Raw genomic sequence first — 15,897 nt, forward strand, 5'->3', positions numbered from 1 at the left:
TCTCACGATGAAGGCGAAAGGGGTGACGGACTCATGGCCCATTCAGCGGCCACAAGGCGGAGCGTTCGTTTGATAAAGCAGATCAGCGCTGCATGCCCCACCGCTTCACGGTCAGGCGCTCGACGTTACTGAACAGCAGGTTTTCCACCAGCAGACCAATGATGATCACCGCCGCCAGACCCGCGAATACCTTGTCGGTGTACAGCTCGTTGCGGTTCTGGAAGATGTACCAGCCCAGACCGCCCTTGCCCGAGGACGCGCCGAACACCAGTTCAGCGGCGATGAGGGTTCGCCAGGCAAACGCCCAGCCGATCTTCAGGCCTGCGAGAATCGACGGCAGCGCAGCGGGGATCAGGATGTACCAGACGAACCGCAGGCCCTTGAGGCCATAGTTGCGCCCGGCCATGCGCTGGGTTTCAGAGACGCCGAGAAACCCCGCGTACGTGTTCAATGCCAGCGCCCAGAGCACGGAGTGCACCAGCACGAAGATCAGGCTGTTCTCACCCAGGCCAAACCACAGCAGCGACAGCGGCAGCAGCGCGATGGCCGGCAACGGGTTGAACATCGCCGTCAGCGTGCCGAGCAGGTCGCGACCCAGTTGGGTCGACACCGCCAGCGTGGTCAGACCAAACGCCAGGACGATGCCGATCAGGTAACCCTTGACCAGGACCGTCAGGGAGATCCAGACCTTGGTCAGCAATTCGCCACTGGCGATGCCGTCGATAAACGCCGAAGCGGTTTGCAGAAAGCTCGGCAGCAGCAGGTCGTTGCCCTGAATGCGCGCGGCGATTTCCCAGATGACTGCCAGGGCGACGAGGATGACGGCCTTGCGCACCCAGCTGACCTGCCAGATGCGTTGCGCGAGGGGAATGTCGCGCGCCAGGTCTTCCTGAGTGAAAGGCTCCAGCACGACTTCGTATTCTTCCCGCAGAGGGGGTGAAAGGCTCATGGGTGCAATCTCTTGAGGGGGCAGCTCGGCGAACCGCGATCAGTAGGCAATACGAACATCCTGAAACCGCAGATCCGGCTCGACCGCAGGCGCTTCGCCCTCGTCGAACAGCAGCCGGTGGATGCGCTGCGCAGATGCCTGAAACTCGACGCCGCCGAGGCTCTTCAAGTTGTACTGATGGCTGTTGATCTCGGCGCGCACGCGGCCAGGATGGGGCGAGAGCAGCAGAATCCGGTTGCCCACCACCAGCGCTTCCTCGATGGAGTGGGTCACGAACAGCAGCGTAAAGCGCACCTCTTCCCACAGCTCCAGCAGCTCTTCCTGCATCTTGCGACGGGTCAACGCATCAAGCGCGGCGAAGGGCTCGTCCATGAGCAGGATCTTGGGCTGCATCGCCAGCGCCCGGGCAATCGCCACGCGCGCCTTCATGCCGCCGGACAACGTATGCGGATAGGCATCGGCGAAAGCGCTCAGGCCGACTTTCTCCAGGTAATACCGCGCACGCTCCTCGGCTTCGCGACGCTTAAGGGTGCGCGAAGCCAGCAGCGGAAACATGACGTTCTGGATCACCGTCTTCCATGGCGGTAACTGGTCGAATTCCTGAAACACCACAATTCGGTCCGGCCCCGGCTCCTTTACCTCCTGGCCGGCCAGACGAATCTGCCCTTCGCTGGGCTGAATGAACCCGGCCACGGCCTTGAGCAGCGTTGACTTGCCGCAGCCCGACGGGCCAAGCAGGACAAAACGGTCGGCCGGATCGATTTCAAAACTGACTTGATGGGTGGCCCGCACCACGCGTTCCGGCGTGCGGTATTCAAGGCTGACGCCCTGTACTTGCAGCAGCGCTTCAGCGGTGGGCTGATTGGCCTGGTGCGCGTTCAAGCGATCGCTAGCCGTGTGGCTTTGCAGAACAGCGTTCATGGAGCTCTCCTGAATCAGAACGGCGCATCGCCCTGAATGGTGGTGCGGTGAAGGCGACGGCGCAGGTGATCGGGCGTACCACCGGCCAGATGAATCAGCGAACGGTTGTCCCAGAACACCATGTCGTTCTCCTGCCACTTGTGGCGGTAAACGCCTTCCGGACGAACGCTGTGGGCGTACAGCTCAGTCAGAATCGCCTGACTCTCGTCTTCCGGCAGGCCGACGATGTGGGTCGTAAAGCCTTCGCTGACGAACAGCGCCTTGCGCCCGTTTTCCGGGTGGGTACGCACGATCGGGTGGCTGACTACCGCGACCTGGGCCAACTGTTCAGCGCTGAGGGTCGGGCGCCAGTTATCGGCGTTATGCCCATGGCTGTAGCGCGAGGTGTAGCTGTGCACGGCGCTGCGACCTTCCACGGCTTTGCGCAGGTGCTCAGGCAGCGTGTCCCAGGCCAGGTGCATGTCAGCGAACAGGGTGTCGCCGCCTTCGCTTGGCAGCTCCTGTGCGTAGAGCATCGAGCCCAGGCTCGGCAGCTCTTTGTAGGAAAGATCCGAGTGCCAATACTTGCCAGCGTCGCCCAGCCCGACCGGCTGACCGTTCTCGACAATATTGGAGACGATCAGAATCTCGGGATGATGGGCGAGCAGGAATTGCTTGAGCACGTGAATCTGTAGAACGCCAAAACGGCGGCTGAAATCGATCTGTTGCTGTGGAGTGATGTGCTGATCGCGAAAAACGACAACGTGGTAATCGAGATGCGCTTGGTGCACGCGGGCAAAATCGGCGTCGTTGAGCGGACGGGACAGATCCAGACCGACGATTTCCGCGCCCACCTTTTCGGCGAATGGACGCACATCGAACGGCTGACCGGGCGCTTGCGCGGAAGAAGCGTGGGAGGCTGCTGGCATGAGAACTCCGACTCCAAAAGGTGTGGCTGAGGAGGGAGGACTTTAAAGCTATAAGAAGCGAATTTTAAATATCGTTAGAGCATATGCATAGCGCCGAACGACCTAGGGACGGCCGTCGGCCATCATCGTCATCAGCGCAGTCGCAAGCCGATGAACGCTGACGATCCATGAGCTCTGAACGCAAAAACCGCGCTTGCCCGGCACCATTCCCTGCACCCGATGACAATGCGTCAGCGGAGCGGGAACAGCGATGGGCAAGCGCGTTTTTATCAATGAACGCGCTGCAATCGCGCGTTCAGGCCTTCATCAGAACGCCGGCAATACCGCGCCGTCGTACTTCTTGTTGATGAAGTCTTTGACTTGCTGGCTGGTCAACGCCTTGGACAGCTTCTCGATCGCGTCGGTATGGGCGTTGTCGGTACGGGTCACCAGGTAGTTCACATACGGCGAGTCGGCACCTTCCAGAATCAGCGCATCCTTTTTAGGGCTGAGCTTGGCTTCCAGCGCGTAATTGGTGTTGATCAAGTCCAGGTCAACCTGATCCAGCGCGCGCGGCAGCAGCGCCGATTCCAGCTCGCGGAATTTCAGTTTCTTCGGGTTGGTAGCGATGTCTTTCGGCGTCGACAAGGCGTTGGTCGGGTCCTTCAGAGTGATCAGGCCGTTCTTCTGCAAAAGCAGCAGGGCGCGACCGGCGTTGCTGCCTTCGTTAGGGATGGCAACGGTTGCGCCGTCAGGCAACTCGGCGATCGACTTCCACTTCTTCGAGTAGCCGCCGAACGGTTCGACGTGTACGCCGACGCCAGTCACCAGGGTGGCGCCCTTGCCTTTGTTGAAGCCATCCAGATAAGGCTTGGTCTGGAAGTAGTTGGCGTCCAGACGCTTCTCGTTCAGTTGCACGTTCGGCTGCACATAGTCAGTGAAGACCTTGATCTGCAGGTCCACGCCTTCTTTGGCCAGTTCAGGCTTGATCAGCTCGAGGATCTCGGCGTGCGGAACAGCGGTAGCGCCCACGACGAGCTTCTCGGCCGCTTGAGCAGCGCTGATGCCCAGGGAGAGAGCAGCCGCCAGTGCGGTGAACAAAAACGTCTTCTTCATGCGATGTCCTTAGTAGAAATCGGGTCGCCTCGTGGGCGACTTGTCTTCGGTCTGCCGCGGGATCGCCCCTTGGCAGGGTGGCGGCTGATGCGGACAGTACCGAGATTTTTTATTCCGAGACAATACTTTTTAGTCGGATGGTTATGCTTTTTCGTTCTCAGTGAGCATTTTGCCACCTCACCGCTTGGCGCCAGGGCCGAGGCGTCATCAGCGAACAGGCAGATTCAGATGCTCGGGCAGGATCTCCGCGCCGCTGCTAACCAGCAGCGCGAAGTGGATGACGTTCTCCAGCTCCCGCGTGTTGCCCGGCCAGTAATGGGCTTCGAGCACCCGCTGCGCGTCTTCGCTGATCAACGGCATCTCGAAATCGAAGCGCTGGCTGTAAATCCCCAGGAAGTATTCGGCCAACGGCAGGATGTTGCCCGGCTGCTCGCGCAACGCCGGCAGGTCGAGGCGTCCTTCGTTCAAGTAGCGATAAAGCCGCTCATGGAATTTGCCGGCGGCGACAGCCAGGCGCAGATCGATGCTGGTCGCGGCGACCAGCCTGACGTCGACCTGGCTGGGCTGCGTGGCGCCGACGCGGGTGACTTCGTGGTTCTCCAGCGCGGCCAGCAACTTTATCTGAATGGCCATGGGCAGATCGGCGATCTCATCCAGATACAGCGTGCCGCCCGTTGCGGAGCCGAACCAGCCGGCCCGACTGCTGGCAGAACCGCTGTAGGCGCCAGCGGCGTACCCGAACAACTCGGCGTCGGCGTAGGTCGAGCTGATAGCGCCGCAGTTGACCGATACGAACAACCCGGCCCGGTCGCTGCCACGGTGAATATGACGCGCCAGCAATTCCTTGCCTGTGCCGGATTCGCCGCGGATCAGTACCGGCAAGTCCAGCGGCGCCAGCAGCTCCATCTCTTCACGCAATTGGCGCGATCGCGGATCGATGAACACCAAGGCATTGGCGCGGATGCTCAGCGGGCTTTTTTCAGCATCAGGGAAGGTCAACAGCGGGTTGCTCGAAATGTCGGAAAGGCTCATGGCAGGCTCCCGCCCCGGCCATCCATTGACCGAAGCGTTTTTAAAAAAAAGGCCGCAGCGCCTGTCGGTTCACTGCGGCGAAAATGACCGTGAGAAAAGAGGTCTCAGGCGCAACGACCGGCGCGAAAGTGGTGGTCATGCGCGGCGGCGGTTGAAATGCTCGATGCGGCCTTGCAGCCGGTACAGGTAAGCGAAACCCTGTTCCCAGCGTTGATGGCCGGACTTCACGTTGATATGACCCGCGCCGCTAAGGATGCCGATTTCCGCGCCCCAGTTGCGGGCCATTTCCATCGCGCGCAACGCGCTGACGGCTGAATCGTTGTCCGAGCTGACGACTTGGGTCGGGAACGGCAGCAGGTGCTCGGGAATCGGCGCGAAATTACGAATGGCAGGCGGGCAATTGGGCCGTTCGACGTCCGCGGGGGCCACCAGCAGGGCGCCTCGCACCTGACGCAAACTCGCCAGTGGCGCCAGCTGCGCCCAATGGGCGACGGTCACGCAACCCAGGCTGTGGGCGATGAGAATCACCGGCGTGCTGTCAGACGCGATAGCGCGTTGCAGCTCAACCACCCAATCTTCTCGACGCGGCTTGAGCCAGTCGGCCTGCTCCACACGCACGCTGTTGGGCAGGCTGTTCTGCCAGTGGGTTTGCCAATGGTCGTCGGCAGATCCTTGCCAGCCTGGCACGATCAGGTAACGGATCGATTCGTTATGCATGGCCTTCGCCTCCTGCATGCTGCGTTCATGGGGGCGAGTATAGGGATCGGACATATATTCGAAAAAGAATAAGAAGCTATTTATTAATAGCTCGAAAATATATGCCGCAACTTCAGGGGACGGCCCAAAAAAGAGGGCCACCCCCTGCCTTAAAGGGGTGACCCTGAGAATCACGCTGTCTGCCCCCAGCTCGCCGGGGATGAGCAGAGATTAAGGGACGGTTGTTACAGAAATTTTTATCCGGAGAAATTCCCCACAAGCCGGCGAGACTGGCGCAATGGGCCGCAAGGTATTAACCCCGCGCAGGCTTGAGCACCGGTTCACTCTCGGCCACCCGTTCAAACCGGTTGGCCCGGCCGAAGGTGCCGAAATCATTGAAGCGCACCCCCATTTCGGCCATCACCTTGTGCGCAACGGGCGCCGTCATCTGGCGTATGTAAAACGGCTCCTTCACCACGAAGTGATGAATACCGTGGGTGCTGCCGAAGTTGAAGCAGAACGCCTGCAGCGGCCACATCCACCACGGATTGAGCACTTGGGTCTGCTGCATGACATTCCCCATCTCGACGTCGCCGTAGTAATGCATGTTCGAACTGACGAAATGCAGACAGAAGGTACGCAGCACGTTCGGACCCACCAAAACCACGACAGCGACGTCGATGACGTGCATGACCGCCAGCGTATTCGCCGACCAGTCAATCGAGCTGCCCATCAGGCCGGCAATGCCGTTGGCGGCATGGAAGCCAAGAAACACGTACCAAGCGCCCCAATTGAGCAGGGCCAACGGCGCATAGACACGCAGGGTGCGCTTGAGAATGCTGAATTTATGCGCCCAGGTTTTCGCCCGCAGCATGCGGATCAGCGACGACATGACGTTGTCGCCCACCATCAACAGCCGCGCCAGGCCCCACGGCTCGCCATTGGTGATAGCGCGCTCTTCCATATCCGCCTCGGTCCCGGACACCTTGTGGTGATTAAGGTGCAGGTGCCGACGAATCCAGGGATTGATCGTGCTCGGACGCGCCAGCCAGACCAGCGCCAGCATCAGGTTATGGGGCACGCGCTGCTTGCGGAAATACATGCTGTGGATCAGGTCGTGTTCAAGCTCGTGGGTCAGCGAAGCGAAGAACGCGTTCAGCAGCAGACACGCCCACCAGGCCAGGTAACCCCCGAGATAGAGCGCCGCGCTGCCGATCATGCCGGCGAGTGCGAAACACAGAATGCCGGCGCCGATGGCGTCCTGGTGCCGCAGCACTGGATACCGTTCTCGCAGCACGGCGCCATGGGCGGACACCACCGCGCGAATATGCGCTGATCGTTGTTGTGCATTCAGTCCGGCAGCACTTGCAGAAGTGTCCTGCATGCTTCCATTCTCCGGTTTCAGGATGAAGAGACGTGGCACCACTGTGCCGCTTGAGCCGGGATGCTGCCTGACCGTGAACGCCAATCTGTAGACCGGAAGCGCCAACCTGTATGCCTGAGCCGAGCATCCTCGCCAGCTGGACCCGCGCCCTGCGCAAGCAACTCGATGCCCTCGGCCTCGACAGTCTCGCGCTGAGCCAGGCTGCGGGCCTGGATCCGCAACTGATGGATAATCCCAACGCGCGATACCCGGTGACAGTGACCACCCGTTTTTGGGAACTCGCCGTGCAGGCCAGCGGCGATCCGGCGCTGGGCTTGCGGGTGTCACGGTTCGTCAGCCCGACGACTTTCCATGCGCTCGGTTACGCGCTGGTCGCCAGCGGCTCGTTGCGTGAGGTGTTCGAGCGCATCGTGCGTTATCACCCGGTGGTCAGCGACGCGCTGGTCATGAGCTTTGAACGTGTGGACGAGCGTTACGAGTTTCGCTTCCGCGTGCCCGACGGCAGTCCGATGCCGGCCAATGAGGCCATGGACGCTTTCGCCGCGATCTATGTGCGCACTTGCCGCAACCGCTTGGGACGTCATTACGCGCCGCTGGCCGTGCACCTGATGCGGCCACAGCCTGAAGACCCGCAGCCCTGGCATGACGTCTTCCGTGCGCCGCTGTTCTTCGGCGCAGCGGACAACCTGCTGAGCTTTGCCTGCGACGATTTCGACAGCCATCTGGACGATGCCAATCCGGAGCTGGCCGAGCATAACGAGGCTGTGCTCAACCGCACCCTTGAGCAACTCAGCGCACTGACCTGGGAGCGCAAGGTCCGGGGCGCCATCGAGGCCCAACTGCCGGAAGGCGAACCGTCAGCCGAGCACATCGCCCACACGCTGCACCTGAGCCTGCGCAGCCTCCAGCGCCACTTGGCCGACGAGGGTTGCCGCTACGATTTGCTGCTCAATCAGTGCCGGCAGAATCTGGCGCTGCAACACATGCGCGACCCGGGTTGCTCGCTCAGCGAAGTCGCCTATCTGCTTGGCTTCGCGGACACCAGCAGTTTCAGCCGCGCGTTCAAGCGCTGGACCGGCATGACGCCCAGTCAGTATCGCGAAGGCTTGAACCGCTGATCGATGAGGCCCTCACACGCCCGCGCCGGTCAGCCGATGAAGGGCCGTCTCGCGTAGCCATTCGGTGTCCAGCACATGGATCAGGTCATGATCGCGGCGCACGATCTGCCGTTCGGCGAACTGCCCCAACACCCGCTCGACCACCTCACCGCTCAGCCCGAGGCAGCGATTGGACGCCATGTCGGCGAGGGGCACGCTGCGCACGGATCGGTCCATCTCGCCATAGGCTTCGGCCAGCATCAGCAGCCGAAACGCCACCCGTTCCTCGGTGGGCAACAGGGTGATGTCTTCAATGGCGGGCACCGCGAGCCCGAGCTTGCGCCCCAGCAGCCCGCGAAAATGGCGCCACAACGGCGGGTGATCTGTCAGCAGTTGCTTGAGTGGCGCATGGGACATGTGCAGGAGAATGACCGCGCCCTGGGCGAACACATCGTGGGTCGCGGGCAGGTCGTCGAATAGCGAGGCTTCGCCAAACCAGAACGGCCGATAGCCTTCTGCCGGGGGCATGTCCGCTTGCTGCGGTTTGAGGGGATTGATGCGCAACGAGCCCGTGAGCAACGCGTACAGGCCAGGCGCCGGATCACCGCGCTGGAAGATTGATTTGCCGGGCGTCACCCGGCGCTGCCGCATGCCGGTCAGCAAGCTATCCTGCAACAGCGCAGGCAGATCGCGGAACCATCGGTCGTTGATAAACCATGAGCGCCATTGGGTTCCATTCGTCATGTGAATCTCCTTTTGATAGCCGGCGTTTTTGTTGCAGGCTGAACTGTCCAGCGGGCTCAGCCGAAAAAATCAGCGGCATGATCCACGCATCCATAGAGGAATAACAATGAAAAACCTCGTCGATCACCTCAGCCAGTACGCGGCCTACCACCGCGACACCCGCAATATCGTCACCCACTTCGTCGGCATTCCCCTGATCGTGATTGCGGTGGCCGTGCTGTTGTCACGCCCCGGTTGGACCAGTTGGTCCCTCGGCGGGATTTGGGTGTCCCCCGCCTTGCTGGTGAGTCTGGCCGCGACGCTTTTCTACCTGCGGCTGGATGCCTTCTTCGGCGTACTGATGGGTGTCCTGCTTGCGCTGTGCCTGTGGCTCGGCGCAAGCCTGGCGCAACAGACCACCATGGTCTGGCTCAGCGCCGGCGTCGGGTTGTTCGTGCTCGGTTGGGCGATTCAGTTTGTGGGCCATCATTACGAGGGCCGCAAGCCGGCGTTTGTCGACGACCTCACAGGCCTGATCATCGGCCCGCTGTTTGTCGTCGCCGAAGCGGCTTTTCTGCTGGGAATGAGAAAGAAGTTGCAGCACGCCATCGAGGCGCGAGTGGGCAAGACGCACCGGCGGGATCTGAAGAAGGCTGCGGTTTAGAACTGTGTTTTAACAACCAGTCAGATCGATCGTCGAAGGACATCGCTGATGTTCCTGCGGATAAAGGAATGTGGGAGTGAGCTTGCTCACGAAGGCTGGATTCCAGCCGCTGAAAATCTAGCGGATGTAATGGCCTCTTCGCGAGCAAGCTCGCTCCCACAAGATGTGTATTTACCCCCAGACAGCGCGGTGGCCGAGCTGTCCATTTGATCAGAGAGCGCTTAAATACTCTCCCGCTTCTGCCAGACCTTCGGCTTGAAGAACAACGTCTCGCCCCGCGCCAGTCCGGTCAGGCTGTCGTGGTCTTTCACGACTTCCGCTTCGATCAGCTCGGGTTGCCCTTCGACTTTCAGCGTCACACGGGTCGTGGCGCCCAACGGACGGATGTCCCGTACCTCCGCTGCGTGGTGCCCTTCTACTTCATGCCGGGACAACGACACCTCATGGGGGCGGAACAACACGTGGTTGTCATCGCCCAGGTGCAGGCGGTTTGAATCACCCAGAAAGTGATACACGAAATCACTGGCCGGGTTCTCGTAGACATCGCCGGGCGAGCCGATCTGCTCGACCACACCCTTGTTCATCACCACGATCCGGTCCGCGACTTCCATCGCCTCTTCCTGGTCGTGGGTCACGAACACAGACGTCAGGTTGATGTCCTCGTGCAACCGCGCCAGCCAGCGACGCAGTTCCTTGCGCACCTTGGCATCCAGCGCGCCGAACGGCTCGTCCAGCAGCAGCACTTTGGGCTCAACCGCCAACGCACGGGCCAGGGCAATCCGCTGACGCTGGCCGCCCGACAATTGCTCCGGATAACGATCCGACAGCCAGTCCAGCTGCACCATGTTCAGCAGCTCATGCACTTTGACGGCGATCTGGCTCTCGTTCGGGCGCTGGTTCTTCGGCTTCATGCGCAGGCCGAAGGCGACATTGTCGAACACCGTCATGTGGCGGAACAGCGCGTAGTGCTGGAACACGAAACCCACGTTGCGATCACGCACGTCGTGACCGGAGACATCCTCGCCGTGGAACACGATGCTGCCTTTGTCCGGCGTTTCCAGCCCGGCAATGATGCGCAGCAGTGTGGTCTTGCCACAGCCGGACGGGCCCAACAGCGCCACGAGCTCGCCACTCTGGATATCCAGACTGATGCCGTCGAGGGCCTTGAAGGCGTTGAAATTCTTGCTGACGTTACGGACTTCGATCGACATGAATTATTCCTCCGCCGCGTTTTTGCGCAGACGGCTAATGCGCGCTTCGCTCCACTGCTTGAGCAGCAGGATGAACAGCGCAAGGATCAATAACAGGCTCGCCACGGCAAATGCAGCCACGTGGTTGTACTCGTTGTAGAGAATCTCGACATGCAGCGGCAAGGTATTGGTCACGCCGCGAATGTGGCCCGAGACCACAGACACCGCGCCGAACTCACCCATGGCCCGCGCGGTACACAGCACCACGCCGTAGATCAGGCCCCATTTGATGTTGGGGACGGTTACGTGCCAGAACATCTGCCAGCCATTGGCACCCAGCAGGCGCGCGGCTTCTTCTTCCTGGGTGCCCTGCTCCTGCATCAGCGGGATCAGTTCGCGGGCCACAAACGGCACCGTCACGAAGATGGTCGCCAGCACGATGCCCGGCAGGGCGAAGACGATCTGGATGTCGTGGTCCTGAAGCCAGGGGCCGAACACGCCACGGGCGCCGAACATCAGCACGTAAATCAAACCGGCGATTACTGGTGAGACCGAGAACGGCAGGTCGATCAACGTGACCAGAATTGCCTTGCCGCGGAACGAGTATTTGCTCACGCACCAGGCCGCGGCTACGCCGAAGACTACGTTGAGCGGCACCGAAATCAGCACCGCGAACACGGTGAGCTTGAGGGCCGACAGCGCGTCGGGCTCCAGAATGGCCGCGAAGAATCCGCCGAGGCCGTTACTCAAGCCCTGGCCTATCACCACCACCAACGGCAGCAACAGGAAGAACGCGAAGACCAACCAGCCAAGGCCGATCAGAATGCGCCGCGACACCGCGCTGCCACGACGGGCAGCATTGGCGGAGGACGCAGCAATGAGCGATGAATCAGACATAGGTGCGCCTCCTCAGTTAGGGGTTTCGATGCGTCGCTGCAACAGATTGATCAGCAGCAACAGCACGAACGACACCAGCAGCATCATCACGCCAATCGCCGTGGCGCCGGTGTAGTCGTATTGGTCGAGCTTGACCATGATCAGCAACGGCAGGATCTCGGTCTTCATCGGCATGTTGCCGGCGATGAAAATCACCGAGCCGTACTCCCCGACACCCCGGGCAAAGGCTAGCGCAAAGCCGGTCAGCCAGGCAGGCAACAAGGCCGGCACGAGGATGTGACGAAACACCTGAAGAGGTTTGGCGCCAAGGCACGCCGCGGCTTCTTCGACTTCCCGGGGGATGTCCGCCAGCACCGGCTGAACCGTGCGCACCACAAACGGCAGGGTGACGAAGGTCAACGCCAGGGTGATGCCGAACGGGGTGTAAGCGATTTTGATGCCCATGTCGGCAGCGAACTGGCCGATGAAACCATTCGGCGCGTACAGCGCGGTCAGCGCGATACCGGCCACGGCGGTGGGCAATGCGAAGGGCAGATCGATCATCGCGTCGATGATCTTGCGACCGGGGAAGGTGTAACGCACCAGCACCCAGGCCAGCAGCGTGCCGATGACGCCGTTGATGATCGCCGCGAAAAACGCGGTACCGAAACTCAGCCTGAGCGCTGCGAGCACGCGAGGCGCCGTGACGATGTTCCAGAACTGAACGGCGCTCAGCTGGGACGCGTGGATGAACATGACCGCAAGCGGTATCAGCACAATCAGACTGAGGTACACCAATGTGTAGCCCAGCGTCAGCCCGAAGCCGGGTATGACGGGGGATATGCGTCGCGACATAAAAGTCCTTGGTTTACACACGTTACCCGGAACGAGTCCGGGTCCTTTTATTCCGTGGGGGCGCTGCAGTTACTGCGGGATGTAGATCTGATCGAACACACCGCCGTCATCGAAGAATTTGGGTTGAGCCGACTTCCAGCCGCCGAAATCTTTATCGATGGTCAGCAGATTCAGTTTAGGGAACTGCTTCTCGTACTTGGCCGCGACTTCTGTGTCACGAGGACGATAGAAGTTCTTCGCCGCGATTTCCTGACCTTCCTTGCTGTACAGGTGCTTGAGGTATTCAGTGGCGATCTCGGTGGTGCCGTGCTTCTCGGCGTTCTTCTCGACGACGGCCACGGGAGGTTCGGCCAGAATCGACAGCGAAGGTACGACGATGTCGAACTTGTCGGCGCCGCCGTCTTCTTTCAGCGCCAGAAAGGCTTCGTTTTCCCACGCCAGCAACACATCACCCTGACCGTTGTTGACGAAAGTGATGGTCGAACCGCGCGCACCGGTGTCCAGCACAGGGACATGCTTGAACAGCTTGCCGATGTATTCCTTGGCCTTGGCTTCATCGCCACCATTGGATTTCAGGCCATAGCCATAAGCAGCCAGGAAATTCCAGCGCGCGCCGCCCGAGGTCTTTGGGTTGGGCGTGATCACCGACACGCCGTCCTTGATCAGGTCGCCCCAGTCGTGGATGCCTTTCGGGTTGCCCTTGCGCACCAGGAACACGATGGTCGAGGTGTACGGGGTGCTCGCGTCCGGCAGCTTGGTTTGCCAGTCCGCGGGAATGGTCTTGCCCAGCTTGGCGATTTCGTCGATGTCGCCGGCGAGCGCCAGGGTCACCACGTCGGCGGGCGAGCCGTCGATCACCGAGCGGCCCTGCTTGCCCGATCCACCGTGGGACTGGTTGATCTTAACGGTGTCGCCCGGATGGGATTTTTTCCAGTAGTTGATGAATTCGGCGTTGTAGTCCTGATACAGCTCGCGCGTAGGGTCGTACGAGACGTTCAGCAGGGTGAAATCCTTGGCGACAGCAGAACCGGCAAACACCGCACTGGCGAGCGCGGCCAGCGCATAACGACGAATGGACATGAATCAGGCTCCTGGACAAATGGTGCTGTTGGCTTTTTCTAGTTTTAGGTCATGCGGTGTTCGTCATGCGGGAACGTGGCTCAACCCTGCTTGTTGCTCGGATTCTGCAGGCGGAATTTCTCCTTGCGCTCGATCTGGACCACCTGCGCGTTATGCACCGTGATCTCAACCGCGCCAAAGCGCAGGTCACGCAGCGCGCTTTGAATTTCACGCAAAATGCTTGCTTCGTCCTGGCCGTCAACGCTACGTAGAGATGCGCTCATGTTCATGCTCCTTGAAAGATTTTTGCCGCAGCGTGGGGGCAAACGCTGCTGGTGGCGTGAGCGCGATATTAGAGACGCAGAGATATTCTTAAAAAGACTATTTAAGAATTCAGATATAACCAAAAGGCATTTACGGAGGGTGTGTTCAGCCAGCCGCTTTAAAAGCGGCGATGGGACCTGTAAGCGGTGGCCATGCTGCCGTCTTAAGCAGAGACAAAAACCGGCGCATGGTGCCAGTCGATCTGTTCCGCCGGCATGGGCCGCGCAAACCAGTAGCCCTGGCCCAGTTCACAGTTGTGCTTGAGCAGGAAGCCGGCTTGATTGGCCTGCTCAATGCCTTCTGCCAGCACGCGCATGCCCATGGCCCGTGCCAGAGCGATGATGGCGTTGACGATCGCGATGTCGTCATCGTCGTCCGGCAATCCGGCCACAAACCCCTGATCGATCTTGAGTTTCTGGACCGGCATGCGCTTGAGCCGCAGCAGCGACGAATACCCTGTGCCGAAATCGTCGATAGACAATTTCAGCCCCAGGTCCCGCAGTCGGTGCATCTGTTCGATGGCTTGGTCGGGGTCGTCCATGATCGCGCTTTCGGTGACCTCAAGCTCCAGAAACTCCGATGCCAGGCCGGTTTCGTCCAGCACCTTGGCCACCCGACGATCAAGATCTCCACGACCAAACAGTCGACTGGACACGTTGACCGCGACGTAGGAGATCGCCACGCCCTCCGCAAGCCACTCCCCCATCTGCCGACAGGCTTCGGTCAGCACCCAGTTGTCGATGTCGGCGATCAGCCCGCTTTGCTCGGCGATGGGGATAAATTCACCGGGCGAGACCATACCGCGCGCCGGATGCTGCCAGCGCACCAACGCCTCAACGCCCTCGATACAGCGGCTGTGGAGGTTATGAATCGGCTGATAAAACACCCGCAGCTCGTTCTCCTCGACAGCCTGTCGCAGCTCGGCGGCCAACTCGACGCGGCGCTGGGCATGGGCAGTCAATTCGGCGGTGTACATCGCGTAGCTTTCACGCCCCTGATGCTTGGCCTGAGACAGCGCGGCGTCGGCATTACGCAATAGCTGTTCGGCGGTCAGCGCATCGTAGGGGAAGATGCTGATGCCGACGCTGGCCGTCAGAAACAGCGATTGCCCGCTGACCATAAAAGGCTCACGCAATCCCTCCAGAATGGTCTGCGCCAGTTCGGCGGATTGAGCGACCTGCTGGGCGTTTTCGAGCAGAATCGCGAATTCGTCGCCGCCCAGCCGCGCCAGCGTGACGCCCTTCTCCAGATGAATTTGGAGGCGCTCGGCAGCAGCTTTCAACACTTCGTCCCCGGCGCTGTGGCCGAGGCTTTCGTTGATGTGCTTGAAGTGGTCCAGATCGACGAGCAACAGCGCCAGGCTGCGCTTGTTGCGACGTGCGTGGGTGTGCGCCTGTTCGGCACGGTCAGTGAACAGCAGGCGATTGGGCAGACCGGTCAGCGGGTCGTAATGGGCGAGATGCGCCAGCTCGCGCTCGGAATGCTTGATCGAAGAAATGTCGGAAAACACCGCAACGAATTGAGTGATCTCGCCCTGCTCATCCCTGATCGGACGAATGCTTTGCCACTGCGGGTAGATCTCGCCGCTTTTGCGCCGGTTCCAGATCTCGCCGCTCCACTGCCCGGCGCTGAGAATGGTCTTGAACATGCGTTCGTAGAATTCAGGGCCATGGCGCCCTGATTTGAACGTACTCGGGCGCAAACCCAGCACTTCGTCCTGCTGATACCCGGTGATCTCGCTGAAGGCGCGATTCACATGCACGATCACGCCTGTGGCATCGGTGACCAGCACGCCTTCCAGCGTGGTATCGAACACGGCCGCTGCCAGTCGCAAACGCTGCATGTCCTCATCCCGGCGCGCCAGCTCGGCGACGCCCATGAAGCCCAGCAGTCGCGAGCGAGCCAGATAAATCAGCAGTGCGCTAAGGGCCAGCCAGAGGTAACCGCCGGTCTGCTGCGCCCGTGCCAGTACGGTCGGCTCTTCAATCAGCCGCGGCAGCAAGTAGTCGTTGATCGCCAGCCACACCATCGACACAACCCCGTACAACGTTGCGGTGCGTAGCGCATCCCGGGTAATGCTCGACATAAATAGAAACGACCTTGCGAAAGTCGGAAATTATAGAA

15 protein-coding genes and 1 pseudogene are annotated in these 15,897 nt (G+C 60.6%); 2 read left to right on the forward strand and 14 right to left on the reverse strand.

Annotated features, from left to right (window positions below):
* Positions 1-82: 82 nt before the first annotated feature.
* The 7 genes and pseudogenes from AC0Z8Z_RS23435 to AC0Z8Z_RS23465 form a co-directional block, all read right to left on the reverse strand.
* Positions 83-949 (reverse strand): ABC transporter permease, encoded by an 867-nt coding sequence (locus AC0Z8Z_RS23435; RefSeq protein WP_485620696.1) that lies wholly within the window; start codon positions 947-949, stop codon positions 83-85.
* A gap of 39 nt (positions 950-988) precedes the next feature.
* Positions 989-1,870, reverse strand: a complete 882-nt coding sequence (locus AC0Z8Z_RS23440; protein ID WP_463582539.1) for an ABC transporter ATP-binding protein — start codon at positions 1,868-1,870, stop codon at positions 989-991.
* A gap of 14 nt (positions 1,871-1,884) precedes the next feature.
* Positions 1,885-2,778 (reverse strand): TauD/TfdA dioxygenase family protein, encoded by an 894-nt coding sequence (locus AC0Z8Z_RS23445; protein WP_485620697.1) that lies wholly within the window; start codon positions 2,776-2,778, stop codon positions 1,885-1,887.
* A 306-nt stretch (positions 2,779-3,084) separates the two neighbouring features.
* Positions 3,085-3,873: a MetQ/NlpA family ABC transporter substrate-binding protein gene (locus tag AC0Z8Z_RS23450; RefSeq protein ID WP_485620698.1), complete on the reverse strand. Its 789-nt coding sequence runs from the start codon at positions 3,871-3,873 to the stop codon at positions 3,085-3,087.
* 216 nt (positions 3,874-4,089) lie between these two features.
* A pseudogene (locus AC0Z8Z_RS23455) lies at positions 4,090-4,905 on the reverse strand (sigma 54-interacting transcriptional regulator); the annotation flags it as partial.
* 135 nt (positions 4,906-5,040) lie between these two features.
* A complete protein-coding gene (locus tag AC0Z8Z_RS23460; protein ID WP_485620699.1) occupies positions 5,041-5,622 on the reverse strand; it encodes an alpha/beta hydrolase in 582 nt (193 codons plus the stop codon).
* A 292-nt stretch (positions 5,623-5,914) separates the two neighbouring features.
* Positions 5,915-6,985 (reverse strand): fatty acid desaturase, encoded by a 1,071-nt coding sequence (locus AC0Z8Z_RS23465; protein ID WP_485620700.1) that lies wholly within the window; start codon positions 6,983-6,985, stop codon positions 5,915-5,917.
* Between the two features lie 110 nt (positions 6,986-7,095).
* Here AC0Z8Z_RS23465 and AC0Z8Z_RS23470 point away from each other — a divergent pair, with 110 nt between their 5' ends.
* Positions 7,096-8,103 carry an AraC family transcriptional regulator gene (locus tag AC0Z8Z_RS23470; RefSeq protein ID WP_122624361.1) on the forward strand — a complete coding sequence of 336 codons (1,008 nt, stop codon included), beginning with the start codon at positions 7,096-7,098 and terminating at the stop codon, positions 8,101-8,103.
* 12 nt (positions 8,104-8,115) lie between these two features.
* Here the strand turns inward: AC0Z8Z_RS23470 and AC0Z8Z_RS23475 are convergent, their stop codons facing one another.
* Positions 8,116-8,826, reverse strand: a complete 711-nt coding sequence (locus tag AC0Z8Z_RS23475; protein ID WP_485620701.1) for a Crp/Fnr family transcriptional regulator — start codon at positions 8,824-8,826, stop codon at positions 8,116-8,118.
* Between the two features lie 106 nt (positions 8,827-8,932).
* Here AC0Z8Z_RS23475 and AC0Z8Z_RS23480 point away from each other — a divergent pair, with 106 nt between their 5' ends.
* The gene (locus tag AC0Z8Z_RS23480; protein WP_485620702.1) at positions 8,933-9,469 is read left to right on the forward strand and encodes an Mpo1 family 2-hydroxy fatty acid dioxygenase; all 537 of its coding nucleotides are present in this window, start codon (positions 8,933-8,935) and stop codon (positions 9,467-9,469) included.
* Between the two features lie 221 nt (positions 9,470-9,690).
* On the opposite strand, the gene AC0Z8Z_RS23485 is transcribed toward AC0Z8Z_RS23480, so the two are convergent.
* From AC0Z8Z_RS23485 to dibA, 6 genes are all read right to left on the reverse strand, one after another.
* The gene (locus tag AC0Z8Z_RS23485) at positions 9,691-10,680 is read right to left on the reverse strand and encodes a sulfate/molybdate ABC transporter ATP-binding protein (protein WP_485620703.1); all 990 of its coding nucleotides are present in this window, start codon (positions 10,678-10,680) and stop codon (positions 9,691-9,693) included.
* A gap of 3 nt (positions 10,681-10,683) precedes the next feature.
* On the reverse strand, positions 10,684-11,556 hold the full coding sequence (gene cysW / locus AC0Z8Z_RS23490) for a sulfate ABC transporter permease subunit CysW (RefSeq protein ID WP_074890084.1): 873 nt from the start codon (positions 11,554-11,556) through the stop codon (positions 10,684-10,686).
* Between the two features lie 12 nt (positions 11,557-11,568).
* A complete protein-coding gene (cysT, locus tag AC0Z8Z_RS23495; protein ID WP_172610085.1) occupies positions 11,569-12,390 on the reverse strand; it encodes a sulfate ABC transporter permease subunit CysT in 822 nt (273 codons plus the stop codon).
* A gap of 69 nt (positions 12,391-12,459) precedes the next feature.
* Positions 12,460-13,470 carry a sulfate ABC transporter substrate-binding protein gene (locus AC0Z8Z_RS23500; protein WP_485620704.1) on the reverse strand — a complete coding sequence of 337 codons (1,011 nt, stop codon included), beginning with the start codon at positions 13,468-13,470 and terminating at the stop codon, positions 12,460-12,462.
* Positions 13,471-13,550: 80 nt separating this feature from the next.
* Positions 13,551-13,733 (reverse strand): sulfur starvation response protein OscA, encoded by a 183-nt coding sequence (oscA, locus tag AC0Z8Z_RS23505; protein ID WP_065990977.1) that lies wholly within the window; start codon positions 13,731-13,733, stop codon positions 13,551-13,553.
* A 203-nt stretch (positions 13,734-13,936) separates the two neighbouring features.
* On the reverse strand, positions 13,937-15,859 hold the full coding sequence (gene dibA / locus AC0Z8Z_RS23510) for a phosphodiesterase DibA (protein WP_485620705.1): 1,923 nt from the start codon (positions 15,857-15,859) through the stop codon (positions 13,937-13,939).
* Between the last annotated feature and the right edge of the window lie 38 nt (positions 15,860-15,897).

This window comes from Pseudomonas sp. 1L-C-7-B-C1, from assembly GCF_057291635.1.

What these genes read in the sequence shown, in the direction of transcription:
- AC0Z8Z_RS23485 (WP_485620703.1), bottom strand. Translation starts at nt 10,680, where the DNA reads ATGTCGATCGAAGTCCGTAACGTCAGCAAGAATTTCAACGCCTTCAAG.
- AC0Z8Z_RS23500 (WP_485620704.1), bottom strand. Translation starts at nt 13,470, where the DNA reads ATGTCCATTCGTCGTTATGCGCTGGCCGCGCTCGCCAGTGCGGTGTTT.
- oscA (WP_065990977.1), bottom strand. Translation starts at nt 13,733, where the DNA reads ATGAGCGCATCTCTACGTAGCGTTGACGGCCAGGACGAAGCAAGCATT.
- AC0Z8Z_RS23460 (WP_485620699.1), bottom strand. Translation starts at nt 5,622, where the DNA reads ATGCATAACGAATCGATCCGTTACCTGATCGTGCCAGGCTGGCAAGGA.
- AC0Z8Z_RS23435 (WP_485620696.1), bottom strand. Translation starts at nt 949, where the DNA reads ATGAGCCTTTCACCCCCTCTGCGGGAAGAATACGAAGTCGTGCTGGAG.
- dibA (WP_485620705.1), bottom strand. Translation starts at nt 15,859, where the DNA reads ATGTCGAGCATTACCCGGGATGCGCTACGCACCGCAACGTTGTACGGG.
- cysW (WP_074890084.1), bottom strand. Translation starts at nt 11,556, where the DNA reads ATGTCTGATTCATCGCTCATTGCTGCGTCCTCCGCCAATGCTGCCCGT.
- cysT (WP_172610085.1), bottom strand. Translation starts at nt 12,390, where the DNA reads ATGTCGCGACGCATATCCCCCGTCATACCCGGCTTCGGGCTGACGCTG.
- AC0Z8Z_RS23445 (WP_485620697.1), bottom strand. Translation starts at nt 2,778, where the DNA reads ATGCCAGCAGCCTCCCACGCTTCTTCCGCGCAAGCGCCCGGTCAGCCG.
- AC0Z8Z_RS23440 (WP_463582539.1), bottom strand. Translation starts at nt 1,870, where the DNA reads ATGAACGCTGTTCTGCAAAGCCACACGGCTAGCGATCGCTTGAACGCG.
- AC0Z8Z_RS23450 (WP_485620698.1), bottom strand. Translation starts at nt 3,873, where the DNA reads ATGAAGAAGACGTTTTTGTTCACCGCACTGGCGGCTGCTCTCTCCCTG.
- AC0Z8Z_RS23475 (WP_485620701.1), bottom strand. Translation starts at nt 8,826, where the DNA reads ATGACGAATGGAACCCAATGGCGCTCATGGTTTATCAACGACCGATGG.
- AC0Z8Z_RS23480 (WP_485620702.1), top strand. Translation starts at nt 8,933, where the DNA reads ATGAAAAACCTCGTCGATCACCTCAGCCAGTACGCGGCCTACCACCGC.
- AC0Z8Z_RS23465 (WP_485620700.1), bottom strand. Translation starts at nt 6,985, where the DNA reads ATGCAGGACACTTCTGCAAGTGCTGCCGGACTGAATGCACAACAACGA.
- AC0Z8Z_RS23470 (WP_122624361.1), top strand. Translation starts at nt 7,096, where the DNA reads ATGCCTGAGCCGAGCATCCTCGCCAGCTGGACCCGCGCCCTGCGCAAG.